Genomic DNA, 15,031 nt, shown 5'->3' with positions numbered 1-15,031 from the left:
ACAAATCCATCATCCGAACGTCACAAGCACGACATGGCCTCAGCCGACACTGAGGTCATGACGACAGCTCTACATATCACCCTGATCAGCGAAACCTTCCCACCGGAAATCAACGGCGTGGCCAATACCCTTGGCCGCTTGTGCGATGGATTGCGCGCGCGTGGGCACCGTGTCGAACTGGTGCGCCCGCGTCAGGCCGGCGATCCGCAGCGCAGTGAAGATGACGCCTTGCTGTTGTGCCGTGGCTGGCCGTTGCCGGGGTATCCGGGGCTGCAATGGGGCCAGTCGTCGATGCATAAACTGTTGCGGCGCTGGAAGCGTCAGCGCCCGGACGTGCTGTACATCGCCACGGAAGGCCCGCTCGGGTTGTCGGCGCTGCGGGCTGCGCGGCGTCTGGGGATTTCGGTGGTCAGCGGGTTCCACACCAACTTTCAGCAGTACACCAGTCAATACGGACTTGGTCTGCTGACGCGGATGCTCACGCATTATCTGCGCTGGTTTCACAATCGCTCGGCCATGACCTTGGTGCCGAGTGTCAGCCAGCGCCTGGAGCTGGAGCGGCGGCATTTCGAGCGGTTGGCGCTGTTGTCTCGAGGCGTGGACAGCCAGTTGTTTCATCCGAGCAAGCGGCTGAATGCTTTGCGTGAGCAATGGGGTTTGTCAGAGCGCGATATTGCCGTGATTCATGTCGGACGCCTCGCTCCGGAGAAAAACCTCAGTCTGCTCAAACGCAGTTTCGAAACGCTGCAAAGGACTTATCCACAACGCAATCTGAAACTGATCGTCGTCGGTGACGGCCCGCAACGGCTGGCGCTGGAAAAGGATTTGCCCGAGGCGATCTTCTGCGGTGCACAGCGCGGTGAGGCTTTGGCGGCGCACTATGCGTCCGGCGATGTATTTCTGTTTCCGAGTCTGACCGAAACCTTCGGCAATGTGGTGCTGGAGGCGTTGGCTTCCGGTCTCGGAGTGGTGGCTTACGATCAGGCTGCGGCGGCGCAGCATATTCGCCATGGCTACAACGGCGTGTTGGCGATGCCCGGGGATGAGCAGGCCTTTTGCGAGGCGGCGGCGTGGTTGCTGGAAGAGGATGAGACGTTGCGTTGCGTGCGCTTGAATGCGCGGCAGCATGCGAGTCGCCAAGGCTGGCCGGCTGTTATCGAGCAGTTTGAAAAGCATTTGCGCGGGGCTTGTGTAGGCGAGCAGGTTGTCCCGAATGCACAGACACTTCCCTGAATTATTGTTGCGTTTGAAACCGCCATCGCTGGCAAGCCAGCTCCCACAGGGATTTCCAGTGACCACAGGTCGTGTGAACACCCATAAAACCTGTGGGAGCTGGCTTGCCAGCGATAGCGTCAGTAAGGGCGCCGCTTAAACCAGCGTCATCAACGCCTCACGACTGAACGGCAGGATGTCCTGCTCACGCCCTTCGCGGACTTTCTGCGCCCAATCCGGATCGACCAGCAGCGCGCGGCCCACCGCGACCAGATCGAATTCCTCTTTGTTCAGACGCTCCAGCAGGTTCTCCAGACTGGCCGGTTGCGCGACCTTGTCGGTGTTGACCATGAATTGCAGGAACTCGCCATCGAGGCCGACACTGCCGACGGTGATGGTCGGCTTGCCGGTGAGCTTGCGTGTCCAGCCCGCCAGGTTCAGTTCGGAACCGTCGAACTCCGGCTCCCAGAAGCGTCGCGTCGAGCAATGGAAAATATCCACACCGGCGTCAGACAACGGCTTGAGGAACTCGCCCAAGGCTTCCGGGGTTTGCACCAGACGTGCGGTGTAATCCTGCTGCTTCCACTGCGAGAAGCGGAAGATGATCGGGAAACCTTCGCCGACCGCCGCACGCACCGCCTGAATCAGTTCGATGGCGAAACGCGAGCGGTTGGCAAGGCTGCCGCCGTATTCGTCGCTGCGCTGGTTGCTGCCTTCCCAGAAAAACTGGTCGATCAGGTAACCGTGCGCGCCGTGGATCTCGACGCCGTCCATGCCGATGCTTTGCGCATCTTTGGCGGCTTGGGCGAAGGCTGCGATCACGTCCTGGATGTCTTGTTTGCTCATGCCGTGTACCACGACCTTACCGTCCTTGAGCTTTTCCGACGGGCCGTAACCCGGCACGCTGGCGTCCGGCTCGGTGCCAATGCGGCGCACACTGCCGACGTGCCACAGTTGCGGCACGATCTTGCCGCCCTCAGCGTGAACGGCGTCGACGACTTTTTTCCAGCCGACCAATGGCGCGTCGCCAAAGAATTGCGGCACGTTCGGGTAACCGTTGGAGGCCACGTGACCGACGGTGGTGCCTTCGGTGATGATCAGGCCAACGCCTGCGGCCGCACGACGGCGGTAGTACTCGATGACCTTCGAATTCGGCACGCCACCCGGGGAGAACGAACGGGTCATTGGCGCCATGACCACACGGGTCGGCAGTTCGAGGGCACCGAGGTGGAACGGTTTGAACAAGGCTTGAACCGGCATTGGAAGGCTCCACAGGGAATGACTTTATGACGGCTATAATATGGAGGGTCAAAGCCTTTGAACAGTACTATTGATTTGAATGATCAAGGATCAGAAACGAAAAGATCGCAGCACCGACAGTCTCCTGTAGGAGCTGCCGAAGGCTGCGACCTTTTGATCTTGCTGTTTCAGCTCAGCGCTTTTTCAATCGCATGAACAATGGTCGGATCATCCGGCGCCGTTCTCGGCGAGAACCGCGCCAACACCCGGCCGTCCTTGCCGAGCAGGAATTTTTCGAAATTCCAGGTGATGTCACCGGGAAATTCCGCACCCTCGCCCGCCAGCAGACGGTAAAGCTGATGCCGCTCGTGACCATTGACTTCGAGCTTGCTCGACAACGGAAACGTCACGCCATAGTTAAGGCTGCAGAACTCCTGAATTTCCTTTTCAGAACCGGGTTCCTGGCCGGCAAACTGGTTGCACGGCAGGCCCAGCACACTGAAGCCTTTGCCTTTGAATTGCTGATGGAGGTTTTCCAGCGCCGCGTACTGAGGCGTCAAGCCGCATTTGGAGGCGACGTTGACCACCAGCACGACTTGGCCCTTGAACGGCGCCAGCGGTAGCGCCTGACCATCCAGGGCTGTCAACTTAAGGTCGTGAAAAGCACTCATGACGAACTCCAGGATTCCGATGTTCTACTCGAAACAGCCACTTGGCGAGATCACCAAGGACAGCCGCGGACTAAAAAGGCGCCCGCAGGCGCCTCTCCAGTACTCGAAGCTTAGCGCAGAAAATCAGTGGTGATGGCCACCTTCGCCATGGACGTGACCATGAGCGATTTCTTCCTGGCTGGCATCACGGATGTCAACGATCTTCACTTTGAAGTTCAGGCGCTGACCGGCCAGTGGGTGGTTGCCGTCGACTGTTACGTCGTCGCCGTCGAGGTCACGGATGGTGACGATCTGCATCTGGCCGTCCGGCGCCGAAGCGTGGAACTGCATGCCGACTTCCAGCTCGTCAACGCCTTCGAACATGCTGCGGCTCAGGGTGCTGACCAGCTCGGCGGCGTATTCGCCGTAAGCGTCTTCCGGCTCAACGGCAACTTCCAGCTCGTCACCAACAGCTTTGCCTTCCAGAGCTTTTTCCAGGCCCGGGATGATGTTGCCTGCGCCTTGCAGGTAGACCAGCGGAGCGCCGCCGGCGGAGCTGTCGATGACCTCACCAGCGTCGTTGGTCAGGGTATAGTCGATGGAGACAGCCTTATTGGCGGCGATCAGCATGGGGCGAGACCTTTTGCAGAAGAATATAGAAAGGCCAAGTTTAGCGAAGCAATCGCGCGAAAGCGAACACAACCCGGACAAACGGGTTTCGACGATTGCAGGCTTCCATCAGGACGAAGACGGTCACTGGGTGGTCGAGCTTTCCTGTGGCCACACGCAACACCTGCGCCATCAGCCACCGTGGCAATCACGCGCGTGGGTGCTCGACCCGGCGCAACGTATTGAAAAAATAGGCCAACCCTTTGCCTGCGGTTGGTGCGCTCAGGGCTCGGTTAGCGCTAACCTTGGCGACTGAATTTCGGTAGGTCGTCAGCTATAAGCGACCGCCATTGCCATGCAACTTTAGAGAATTCGCATGCAAACTTTTTTTATCGCACCCACCGATTTTGGCGTGGGTCTGACCTCCATCAGCCTCGGGCTGGTGCGCACGCTTGAGCGCGCCGGGCTGAAAGTCGGCTTCTTCAAACCGATTGCCCAGCCTCACCCGGGCGACACCGGCCCTGAGCGTTCCACCGAACTGGTGGCACGTACCCACGGCCTGAAACCGCCGCAGCCGCTGGGTTTGGCCCACGTTGAGCGGATGCTCGGCGACGGTCAGCTCGATGAGTTGCTCGAAGAAATCATCACGTTGTATCAGCAAGCGGCCATCGGCAAAGACGTGCTGGTCGTCGAAGGCATGGTGCCGACCCGCAGCGCCAGCTACGCCGCGCGGGTCAACCTGCACTTGGCCAAGAGCCTCGATGCCGAGGTGATTCTGGTCTCGGCCCCGGAAAACGAAGTGCTTGCCGAGCTGTCCGGTCGCGTCGAATTGCAGGCGCAATTGTTCGGCGGCCCGAAGGATCCGAAAGTTCTCGGCGTGATCCTCAACAAGGTCAAGACTGAAGAAAGCATGGACGCCTTCGCTGCGCGTCTGAAGGAGCATTCGCCGTTGTTGCGCAGCGGTGATTTCCGTCTGCTTGGCTGCATTCCGTACCAGCCTGAACTCAACGCGCCACGCACCCGCGACGTCGCCGACCTGATGGGCGCGCAGGTGCTCAACGCCGGCGATTACGAAACCCGCAGGATGACCAAAATCATCATTTGCGCACGGACCATGCGCAACACCGTCGAGCTGCTCAAGCCCGGCGTGCTGGTGGTGACGCCGGGCGATCGCGACGACATCATCCTCGCCGTCAGCCTCGCGGCAATTAACGGCGTGCCGCTGGCCGGCCTGTTGCTGACCAGCGACACCCTGCCCGATCCGCGCATCATGGATCTGTGCCGCGGCGCGTTGCAGGCCGGTTTGCCGGTGTTGTCGGTGAGCACCGGCTCCTACGACACGGCCAACCTGCTCAACGGTCTGAACAAGGAAATCCCCATCGACGACCGCGAGCGCGCGGAGATCATCACCGATTTCGTCGCCAGCCATCTCGACGCCAAGTGGCTGCACCAACGTTGTGGTACGCCACGGGAAATGCGCTTGTCGCCGGCAGTGTTCCGCTATCAGTTGATTCAGCGCGCGCAAGCGGCGAACAAGCGCATTGTCCTGCCTGAAGGCAGCGAGCCGTTCACTGTGCAAGCGGCGGCGATCTGTCAGGAGCGCGGTATCGCCCGTTGCGTGTTGCTGGCCAAACCGGAAGACGTCGAAGCGGTCGCTCGCGCCCAAGGCATCATCTTGCCGCCGGGCCTGGAGATTCTCGATCCGGATCTGATCCGCGAGCGCTACGTCGAGCCGATGGTTGCCCTGCGCAAAACCAAAAGCCTTAACGCGCCGATGGCCGAACAGCAACTGGAAGACACCGTGGTGATCGGCACCATGATGCTTGCCCTGGATGAAGTCGATGGTTTGGTCTCGGGTGTGATCAACACCACCGCCAACACCATCCGTCCAGCCCTGCAGTTGATCAAGACTGCACCGGGCTGCACGCTGGTGTCTTCGGTGTTCTTCATGCTGTTCCCGGAAGAAGTGCTGGTCTACGGCGACTGCGTGATGAACCCGCATCCGAGTGCCACCGAACTTGCCGAAATCGCCCTGCAAAGCGCCGACTCGGCAGCGGCGTTCGGCATCACCCCGCGCGTGGCGATGATCAGTTATTCCAGCGGCGAATCGGCCACCGGCGAAGAAGTCGAAAAAGTCCGCGAGGCCACCCTCCTCGCCCATGAACAACAGCATTCGCTGCTGATCGACGGCCCGCTGCAATACGACGCCGCTGCCAACGCAGAAGTCGCCCGGCAACTGGCGCCAAACAGTCAGGTCGCCGGTCGCGCCACAGTGTTTGTGTTCCCCGATCTGAACACCGGCAACACCACGCACAAAGCCGTGCAACGCAGCGCCGATTGCGTCAGCCTCGGGCCGATGCTGCAAGGCCTGCGCAAACCGGTGAACGATTTGCCGCGCGGCGCGCAAGTCGACGACATCGTCTACACCATCGCCCTCACCGCGATTCAAGCCGCCAACCGACCTATGGATGTGTAAATGCTGGATTTTCTACCTGCACCCGTGCGCGGCGTGATCGCCTCGCTACTGTTGGCGCTCAACACGATTCTGCTCTGCTCATTTCTGTTTTGCGTGGCGCTGGTCAAGGCGCTGCCGTTTGCCTTGACCCAACGCATCGCCGGTTGGCTGATGAGCCACACCCATGAAGCGTGGATCAGCAATAACAAGGGCTGGATGAATCTGGTGCGCCGCACTCGCTGGCACATCAGCGGCTTGCAAGGCCTCGACTATCAGCACTCGTACCTGATCACCAGCAACCACCAGAGCTGGGTCGATATTCTGGTGCTGCAATACGTGCTCAACCGTCGTATTCAGCCGCTGAAATTCTTCCTCAAGCAGGAGCTGATCTGGGTCCCGGTGATTGGTCTGGCCTGGTGGGCGCTGGGCTTTCCGTTCATGAAGCGCTACTCCAAGGCGTACCTGGCCAAGCACCCGGAGAAGAAAGGCAAAGACCTCGAAACCACGCGCAAGACTTGCGCGAAGTTTCGCAATAACCCGGTGGGGATTTTCAACTTCGTCGAAGGCACGCGGTTTACCGATGGAAAGCATGCGCAGCAGCAGTCACCGTTCAAATACTTGCTCAAGCCGAAGGCTGGCGGGATTGCCTTTGTGCTGGATGCGATGGGCGAACAATTGGAGTCGATCGTCAACGTGACGATTCACTACCCGGCCGGGCGTCCGGGGTTTTGGGATTTGCTCTGCGGCAATGTGCGCGATGTGGTGGTGCACTTTGAAGAGCTGAAGATCCCTCAGCAGTTCATTGGCAAGAATTACGATCAGGACGGTGAGTATCGTTTGCAGTTCCAGGGCTGGATCAATCAGCTGTGGCTGGACAAGGATGCGCTGCTGGAACAGATGCACCGCGAATATCCGAAGCATTAAGATCAAAAGATCGCAGCCTTCGGCAGCTCCTACAATGGATCGGCGTATATCCTGTAGGAGCTGCCGAAGGCTGCGATCTTTTGACTTTTAAAGGTCACAAAAAAGCCCGCCGATGATCACTCATCGGCGGGCTTTTTCTTGCAGCTTGAAGCTAGCAGCTTGCCGCTGCTTTATGGCTTAGATCGCGCCACGCTGACGCAGCAGATCCAGCACTTGCTTGACGCTTTCTTCCAGACTCAGCGTCTGCGTGTCGATCACCAGATCGGCATTCAGCGGCACGTCGTACGGGAAGGATTCGCCCGGGATGTTGTCGCCACCAGCGGCGTACAGACCTTGTGGATCACGCTCGGCGCACACGGCCGGCGAGGCCTGCACGTAGACCGTCAGCAGACGATCCTTGCCGATCAGATCCTTGGCCTGCTCGCGGCCTTCAGCACTCGGCGCAACGAACGCAGCCAACGTCACCAGGCCGGCTTCGTTGAACTGACGCGCAACGTGGGCGGCACGACGCCAGTTCTCGGTACGACCGGCGCGATCCTGTGGCAGACCTTTGTTGAGATCGTGACGCAGGTTCTGCCCATCCAGCACAAACACCGCACGGCCCATGTCGAACAGCTTGCGCTCGACCGCATAAGCCAGCGTGCTCTTGCCTGCGCCCGACAGGCCGCTGAACAGCACGGTAGCCGGTTGCTGGCCGAAGCGCTGCGCGCGTTCTTCAGTGGCGACGTGCGCCAGTTTGCCGTGGTGTGTGGCAGTGCCATGCGACACAGGCTGCGCGACGATCATGCCAGCGCCGACGGTGCCGTTGGTCAAGCGATCGATGATGATGAACGCGCCGGTGGTGCGGTTGCTTTCGTAACCGTCGAGGGCGATCGGCGCGTCGAGCGCGATCTTCACCTTGCCGATTTCGTTGAGCTGCAACGCGCTCGCCGGGCCTTCTTCAAGGGTGTTCACGTCGACCTTGTTGACGATGCTGGCAATCGAGCCCGGCACGTAACTGGTGGCGCGTTTGATATCGTATTTCTTGCCCGGCAGCATCGGCTCTTCAGCCATCCACACCAGCATCGCTTCGAAGCTGTCGGTGACCGGCGGCACGTTGTCGGCATGCACCAACAGGTCGCCACGGGAGATGTCGATTTCGTCTTCCATGGTCAGTGTTACGGCCTGACCTGGACCTGCGTGTTCCAGCTCACCTTCGAAGGTGACGATGGATTTCACCCGGCTGCTTTTGCCCGACGGCAGCACCACGACTTCGTCGCCCTTCTTGACGATGCCGCTGGCCAGCGTACCGGCGAAACCACGGAAGTTCAGGTTCGGACGGTTGACGTACTGCACCGGGAAACGCAGATCGGTGAAGTTGCGATCGCCCGCGACTTCCACGGTCTCGAGGATTTCCATCAGCGACTGGCCTGTGTACCAAGGCGAGCGCTCGGACTTGTTCACCACGTTGTCGCCTTTGAGGGCAGACATCGGCACGAAGTGCATGCTGGTCGGCTTCATTTTCAAGCCTTCGGCGAACTTCAGGTAGTCGGCCTTGATCGACTCGAACACGCCTTCATCGAAGCCCTTCAAATCCATCTTGTTGATGGCGACGACGATGTGTTTGATCCCCAACAGGGAGGCGATGAAGCTGTGGCGACGGGTCTGGGTCTGCACGCCGTAACGGGCGTCGACGAGGATGATCGCCAGGTCACAGGTGGACGCACCGGTGGCCATGTTGCGGGTGTACTGCTCATGGCCGGGAGTGTCGGCGATGATGAATTTGCGTTTGGCGGTGGAGAAATAGCGGTAGGCAACATCGATGGTGATGCCCTGCTCGCGCTCGGCCTGCAAGCCGTCGACCAGCAACGCCAGGTCGATGTCGTCACCGGTGGTGCCGACTTTCTTCGAATCGCGGGTGATCGCTTCGAGGTGATCTTCGTAGATCATTTTCGAGTCGTGCAGCAGGCGCCCGATCAGGGTGCTCTTGCCGTCATCGACATTACCGCAGGTCAAAAAGCGCAGCAGCTCTTTACGTTCGTGCTGGCCCAGGTAGGCGAGGATGTCCTCGCTGATCAAATCAGATACGTGGCTCATTGCATTCAAGCTCCGAGCTGTAAGCTTCAAGCGGCAAGCTTGTCGGCGTACAGCTAGTCAGAAATTTTGTTGATCAACCCGCCCAGCATTCTAGAAAGCTCACGGGTTTCCATAATCCAATTTTCAGCCAGCGGTTCTGCGATGTAAGCGATATCTCGGCCTATCAGGATCTGGGTTCGCAACTCTCCGCAAGAAGCCTTCGCGATCCAAAGAAAGTGCACCTTTTCTTTGCAACTCCGACGCTCCATGCCTTCAGCAATATTGGAAGGCACTGACATTGCAGAGCGGGTGATCTGATCCTTGAATCCAAAATCCCCGCATCGCGCAAACTCTCTAAAAATCCCCACCGCCAAGCATTTGCTTCGCTGCCAAACAACCAGTTTCTCGAAATCCATTACGAGTCATCCGATTCCGGCTCGCAGCAACCGGCCGCAAGCGCCAAACCGCAAAGTTACGCATACCGCCTTTAACTTGCAGCTTGCCGCTTGTAACTCGAAGCTTAAAAGTACCCCTGACGTTTTTTGTCTTCCATCGAGCCTGCGCCATCGTGGTCGATGACCCGGCCCTGGCGCTCGGAAGTTCGCGTCAGGAGCATTTCCTGGATGATGTCCGTCAGCGTCTCGGCTTCGGACTCCACCGCGCCCGTCAACGGGTAGCAGCCAAGGGTGCGGAAACGCACTTTCTTTTTGACGATGCGCGCTTTGTCTTCATCGGACAGGTGTTCGAGGATGCGCTCGTCGTCGATCATGATCAGCGTGCCGTTCTTCTCGATCACTTCACGTTCGGCGGCGAAGTACAGCGGCACAATCGGGATGCCTTCAAGGTAGATGTACTGCCAGATGTCCAGTTCGGTCCAGTTCGACAGCGGGAACACACGAATGGATTCGCCCTTGTTGACCTTGCCGTTGTAGACGTTCCACAGCTCTGGGCGCTGGTTTTTCGGGTCCCAGCGGTGCTTGCTGTCGCGGAACGAGTACACGCGCTCTTTGGCGCGGGATTTCTCTTCATCGCGACGGGCGCCGCCGAATGCTGCGTCGAAACCATGTTTGTCGAGTGCCTGTTTCAGGCCTTCGGTTTTCATGATGTCGGTGTGCTTGGCGCTGCCGTGGGTGAACGGGTTGATGTTCTGCGCCACGCCGTCCGGGTTGATGTGAGTGATGAGGTCCAGGCCCAGTTCTTCGACCATCTTGTCGCGGAACTTGTACATCTCCTGGAATTTCCAGCGGGTGTCGACGTGCATCACCGGAAACGGCAGTTTGCCCGGGAAGAACGCCTTGCGTGCCAGGTGCAGCATCACGGCGGAGTCTTTACCGATGGAGTACAGCATCACCGGGTTATCGAACTCGGCGGCCACCTCGCGGATGATGTGGATGCTTTCCGCCTCCAGCTGTTTCAGATGCGTCAGTTTGTCGACCATGGCTACTCACGAAAACTTTCTTATGAACGGCCAGCGGGCCGTGTTCGAGCGGGAAATCCTAGCACAGCGGCCTCTTCTAATCAGGACGCCTACTAGATCGAAAGGGTATATGAATATGCCTGCCAGTTCGGCCAACCCGCCTGTAGGAGCTGCCGAAGGCTGCGATCTTTTGATCTTGTTTTTAAAGATCAAAAGATCGCAGCCTTCGGCAGCTCCTACAGGGGTCGTGTCAGTCAGATCGGGTTGGGGATGTCGATGAAGATGTGTTCGAGGGCGAAGCGTTTTGCCAGGTAGTCGCCCAGTGCCTGCACTCCGTAGCGTTCGGTGGCGTGGTGGCCGGCGGCGATGAAGCTGATGTCGTTTTCGCGAGCACTGTGGAAAGTCTGCTCGGACGCTTCGCCACTGAGGAACAAATCGACGCCCGCCGCGACGCCGTGATCGATGTAGCCTTGGCCACCGCCAGTGCACCAACCGACCCGACGAATCATCGGGTTGCCTTCAATCAGCAGCGGCTCACGGCCCATGACTTCCTGCACTTTGCGGGCGAAATCGCGGGCGGTCATCGGGTCTTTCAACGAGCCGACCAGGCCGACGATTTTCAGATTATCCGGATCCAGCGGCCCTTCCACCGTGATGTCCAACTGACGCGCCAGTTGCACGTTATTGCCCACGTCCGGGTGCAGATCCAGCGGCAAGTGATAGGCGAGCAAGCTGATGTCGTGCTTGAGCAACGTCTTCAGTCGACGCTGCTTCATGCCGGTAATGCACGGATTCTCGCCCTTCCAGAAGTAACCGTGATGCACCAGCACCAGATCGGCCCCGGCCTCAACGGCGGCATCCAGCAAGGCTTGACTGGCCGTGACGCCGCTAACGATCCGCATGACCTGCGGACGGCCCTCGACCTGCAAGCCGTTGGGGCAATAATCGGCAATTTTCGCACTGCCAAGGTAACGATCGGCTTCTTCGACGAGGGTGCTGAGGGCAACGGCCATGAAAGACTCCTAAATATCCCGTTCAGAGGCACGCGCGGCCTCGTATAATGCGCGACATTATGGGCGGTCTGACCCCGCCTGCAACTCTTCCAGGACGTGCTTAATGTTCAAGGCGCTGCGTTTTATGGGCTGGCCGTTGTTGGCCGGCGTGCTTATCGCTCTGTTGATTATTCAGCGTTACCCGCAGTGGGTCGGGCTGCCGAGCCTCGACGTCAACCTGCAACAGGCCCCGCAAACCACCAGCGTGCAGCAGGGACCGGTGTCCTATGCGGATGCGGTGACTATCGCCGCACCTTCGGTGGTCAACCTGTATACCACCAAGGTCATCAACAAACCCGCGCATCCGCTGTTTGAAGATCCGCAGTTCCGACGTTTCTTCGGTGACAACTCGCCGAAGCAGAAACGCATGGAATCGAGCCTCGGTTCCGGCGTGATCATGAGCCCGGAAGGCTACATCCTCACCAACAACCACGTGACCAGCGGCGCTGATCAGATTGTCGTGGCCCTTAAAGACGGTCGCGAAACCCTTGCCCGCGTCATCGGCAGCGATCCGGAAACCGACCTAGCGGTTCTGAAAATCGATCTGAAAACCCTGCCAGCGATCACCGTCGGCCGCTCCGACAACATTCGTATCGGCGACGTTGCGCTGGCCATCGGCAACCCGTTCGGCGTCGGCCAGACCGTGACCATGGGCATCATCAGCGCCACCGGCCGCAACCAGTTGGGCCTGAACAACTACGAAGACTTCATCCAGACCGACGCGGCGATCAACCCGGGCAACTCCGGCGGCGCGCTGGTGGATGCCAACGGCAACCTGACCGGCATCAACACGGCGATCTTCTCCAAGTCCGGCGGCTCGCAGGGCATCGGTTTTGCCATTCCGGTGAAACTGGCGATGGAAGTGATGAAGTCGATCATCGAGCACGGTCAGGTGATTCGCGGCTGGCTGGGCATTGAAGTGCAGCCGCTGACGCAAGAGCTAGCCGAGTCGTTTGGTCTGTCCGGGCGTCCGGGGATTGTCGTGGCGGGGATCTTTCGCGATGGCCCGGCGCAGAAGGCCGGTCTGCAATTGGGTGACGTGATTCTGAGCATCGATGGCGAGCCGGCCGGTGATGGTCGCCGCTCGATGAACCAAGTCGCGCGGATCAAACCAACGGACAAAGTGACGATTCAGGTGATGCGCAACGGCAAAGAGCTGAAGCTCACCGCGGAAATCGGCCTCCGCCCGCCGCCAGCGCCGTTGAAAGAAAAAGAAGAATAAGACTTTCTTCGCGTAAAGCGCGCGAATAAAAGACATTCTCAACAGGCATGTTATATTGTTTCAATTCTAAGAATTGGAACAACATAACATGTCGTCTCGAACAAAGGCTTCACTGCTCGGCCTGAGCCTTGGTCTGCTGGTGGACCCAGCCTTCGCCGAAGAACCCAAACCCCTCGAACTGGACGCCATCAGCGTCATCTCCGACTACGAGTCGCCGACCGGCCCGGTCAAAGGGTATCGTGCCACGCGCTCGTCCAGCGCGACCAAGACCGACACCGCTATTCGCGATATCCCGCAAGCAATCAGCGTGGTGCCCGCCAGTGTGCTCAAGGATTTGGGCAGCACCAGTGTCGAGCGCGCGCTGGATTTTGCCGGTGGCGTATCAAAGCAAAACAACTTCGGCGGCCTGACGCTGTACGAATACAGCGTGCGCGGCTTCACCACTTCGGAGTTCTACAAGGACGGTTTCAGCGCCAACCGCGGCTATCCGAGCACGCCCGACGCGGCCAACATCGAGCGCATCGAAGTACTCAAAGGCCCGGCCGCCAGCCTCTATGGTCGAGGCGATCCGGGTGGCACGGTGAACATCGTCACCAAAAAGCCGCAGCCCGAAGCGTTTACTACCCTGCAAACCAGCGCCGGTAGCTGGGATCGCTATCGCACCGCACTGGACGTCAACACACCGCTGGATGATCAGGGCGATGTGCTTTCGCGGATCAACCTCGCAGTCGAGGACAACCACAGCTTTCGCGATCACGTCGACAGTCAGCGTGTGTTCGTCGCGCCTTCGATCAGTTGGCAACTGAACCCGGATACCTCGCTGCTGGTGGAAAGCGAAATCGTCCGCCACAGTTCCACGTTCGATCGCGGCATCGTCGCGCCGAACAACAAATGGAGCGGTGTGTCGCGCTCGACCTTCCTCGGCGAACCCAACGACGGCAACATCGACAACCACAACAATCTGCTGCAAGCGACCCTCGAACATCACCTCAATGACAGCTGGAAGCTGCGTCTGGCCAGCCACTACAAGGAAGGCAAACTCTGGGGTTACGCCTCGGAAAACCGCCCGCTGAGCGCTGATGACCGCACCGACAACCGTCGCTATCGCGAACGCGATACCCGTTGGCACGACAGCATCACCCAGCTCGAGCTGCGCGGTCTGTTCGACCTCGGCCCGTGGCAACACGAACTGCTGATCGGCACCGAATACGAAAACTTCCGCAAGAACGAGCGCGTCACCAGCATCGCCGGCGGCCCTTACGCCATCGACATCTACAAGCCGATCTACGGCCAGCCGAAACCCAATGGTGCACGCTCAGGCAGCGACTTTTTCGAACACGTCGAAAGTCATGCACTGAACCTGCAGGATCAGATCATCTTCACCGACAAACTGCGCGGAATGATCGGCGCGCGTTTCGAGCATTTTGATCAACACATCGACGACCACAGCCGCAACGCCACAAGCAACCAACGGCATGACGCCCTCACCCAACGTGCCGGCCTGCTCTATCAACTGACGCCGGAAACCGGCCTGTTCGCCAACGCCTCAACCTCGTTCAAACCGAACAATGGCCTCGACGCGTCCGGCAAATCCTTCGATCCGGAAGAAGGCGTCGGTTACGAAATCGGGATCAAGAGCGAACTGTTCGACGACCGCCTGAGCAGCACCCTCGCCTTCTTCCACATCGACAAGGAAAACGTCCTCGCCCTCGATCCGGCCACCGACACCAGCCGTGCGATGGGCAAGGCGCGCAGTCGCGGTTTCGATTGGCAGGTCAGCGGGCAAATCACCGATGCGGTGCGAGTCATCGGCGCCTTCGCCTACATCGATGCTGAAGTGACCAAGGGCGACGCAGTGATCCCCACCGGCAGCCGCATTCTTGGCGTGGCCAAACGCAGCGGCAGTCTGCTCGGGGTTTATGAATTTCAGGATGGCCATTTGCGCGGCTCGGACGTCGGCGCAGCGTTCACTTATGTCGGCGATCGCTCCGGTGAGTCCGGCAGCGACTTCGAGTTGCCGGCCTATCACACCGTCGACCTGCTGGCTCATTACAAAGCCAGTGACAACGTCACCGTCGGCCTCAACCTGAACAATCTCTTCGACGAAAAATACTACGAGCGCTCCTACAGCAACTACTGGGTCAACCCAGGCGAGCCGCGCAATTTCACCGTCAGCCTGACTCTCAACCTGTAAAA

At 59.2% G+C, this 15,031-nt stretch carries 13 protein-coding genes; 6 read left to right on the top strand and 7 right to left on the bottom strand.

Features of this window, described 5'->3' with window-relative positions; translation table 11 throughout:
* Positions 1-33: 33 nt before the first annotated feature.
* Positions 34-1,233 (top strand): glycosyltransferase family 1 protein, encoded by a 1,200-nt coding sequence (locus U6037_RS04435; RefSeq protein WP_322845929.1) that lies wholly within the window; start codon positions 34-36, stop codon positions 1,231-1,233.
* 135 nt (positions 1,234-1,368) lie between these two features.
* On the opposite strand, the gene U6037_RS04430 is transcribed toward U6037_RS04435, so the two are convergent.
* From U6037_RS04430 to U6037_RS04420, 3 genes are all read right to left on the bottom strand, one after another.
* Positions 1,369-2,472, bottom strand: a complete 1,104-nt coding sequence (locus tag U6037_RS04430) for an NADH:flavin oxidoreductase (protein ID WP_322845928.1) — start codon at positions 2,470-2,472, stop codon at positions 1,369-1,371.
* A gap of 167 nt (positions 2,473-2,639) precedes the next feature.
* Entirely contained in the window at positions 2,640-3,122 is a 483-nt protein-coding gene (locus tag U6037_RS04425) for a glutathione peroxidase (protein ID WP_322845927.1), read from the bottom strand.
* A gap of 123 nt (positions 3,123-3,245) precedes the next feature.
* Complete coding sequence (locus tag U6037_RS04420; RefSeq protein ID WP_056782966.1) at positions 3,246-3,731, bottom strand: FKBP-type peptidyl-prolyl cis-trans isomerase; 486 nt, start codon at positions 3,729-3,731, stop codon at positions 3,246-3,248.
* On the opposite strand from U6037_RS04420, the gene U6037_RS04415 reads away from it, so the two are divergent.
* From U6037_RS04415 to U6037_RS04405, 3 genes are read left to right on the top strand one after another with little or no spacing between them, the layout of a single operon-like run.
* Complete coding sequence (locus U6037_RS04415; protein ID WP_081265220.1) at positions 3,700-4,026, top strand: DUF3565 domain-containing protein; 327 nt, start codon at positions 3,700-3,702, stop codon at positions 4,024-4,026. The two genes, U6037_RS04420 and U6037_RS04415, sit on opposite strands and share 32 nt — an antisense overlap.
* 60 nt (positions 4,027-4,086) lie before the next feature.
* Positions 4,087-6,186, top strand: a complete 2,100-nt coding sequence (gene pta / locus U6037_RS04410) for a phosphate acetyltransferase (RefSeq protein ID WP_322845926.1) — start codon at positions 4,087-4,089, stop codon at positions 6,184-6,186.
* Positions 6,187-7,089 carry an acyltransferase gene (locus U6037_RS04405; RefSeq protein WP_322845925.1) on the top strand — a complete coding sequence of 301 codons (903 nt, stop codon included), beginning with the start codon at positions 6,187-6,189 and terminating at the stop codon, positions 7,087-7,089.
* A 177-nt stretch (positions 7,090-7,266) separates the two neighbouring features.
* Here the strand turns inward: U6037_RS04405 and cysN are convergent, their stop codons facing one another.
* The 4 genes from cysN to U6037_RS04385 form a co-directional block, all read right to left on the bottom strand.
* Positions 7,267-9,165 carry a sulfate adenylyltransferase subunit CysN gene (gene cysN, locus U6037_RS04400; protein WP_322845924.1) on the bottom strand — a complete coding sequence of 633 codons (1,899 nt, stop codon included), beginning with the start codon at positions 9,163-9,165 and terminating at the stop codon, positions 7,267-7,269.
* Positions 9,166-9,218: 53 nt separating this feature from the next.
* A complete protein-coding gene (locus U6037_RS04395) occupies positions 9,219-9,560 on the bottom strand; it encodes a four helix bundle protein (RefSeq protein WP_322845923.1) in 342 nt (113 codons plus the stop codon).
* Positions 9,561-9,664: 104 nt separating this feature from the next.
* Positions 9,665-10,582 (bottom strand): sulfate adenylyltransferase subunit CysD, encoded by a 918-nt coding sequence (cysD, locus tag U6037_RS04390; protein ID WP_008085033.1) that lies wholly within the window; start codon positions 10,580-10,582, stop codon positions 9,665-9,667.
* A gap of 233 nt (positions 10,583-10,815) precedes the next feature.
* Positions 10,816-11,574 (bottom strand): Nif3-like dinuclear metal center hexameric protein, encoded by a 759-nt coding sequence (locus tag U6037_RS04385; protein ID WP_053117132.1) that lies wholly within the window; start codon positions 11,572-11,574, stop codon positions 10,816-10,818.
* Between the two features lie 103 nt (positions 11,575-11,677).
* Between U6037_RS04385 and algW the strand changes: the two genes are divergently transcribed.
* Together algW and U6037_RS04375 are read left to right on the top strand one after the other, a co-directional pair.
* Complete coding sequence (gene algW / locus U6037_RS04380) at positions 11,678-12,835, top strand: Do family serine endopeptidase AlgW (protein WP_322845922.1); 1,158 nt, start codon at positions 11,678-11,680, stop codon at positions 12,833-12,835.
* An 88-nt stretch (positions 12,836-12,923) separates the two neighbouring features.
* A complete protein-coding gene (locus U6037_RS04375; protein ID WP_322845921.1) occupies positions 12,924-15,029 on the top strand; it encodes a TonB-dependent siderophore receptor in 2,106 nt (701 codons plus the stop codon).
* Positions 15,030-15,031 lie beyond the last annotated feature (2 nt).

The sequence above is a fragment of the Pseudomonas sp. B33.4 genome (assembly GCF_034555375.1).
GTDB lineage: Bacteria > Pseudomonadota > Gammaproteobacteria > Pseudomonadales > Pseudomonadaceae > Aquipseudomonas.
Note: the sequence above shows the minus strand (reverse complement) of the source record. Positions and strands in the feature narration are given on the sequence as shown.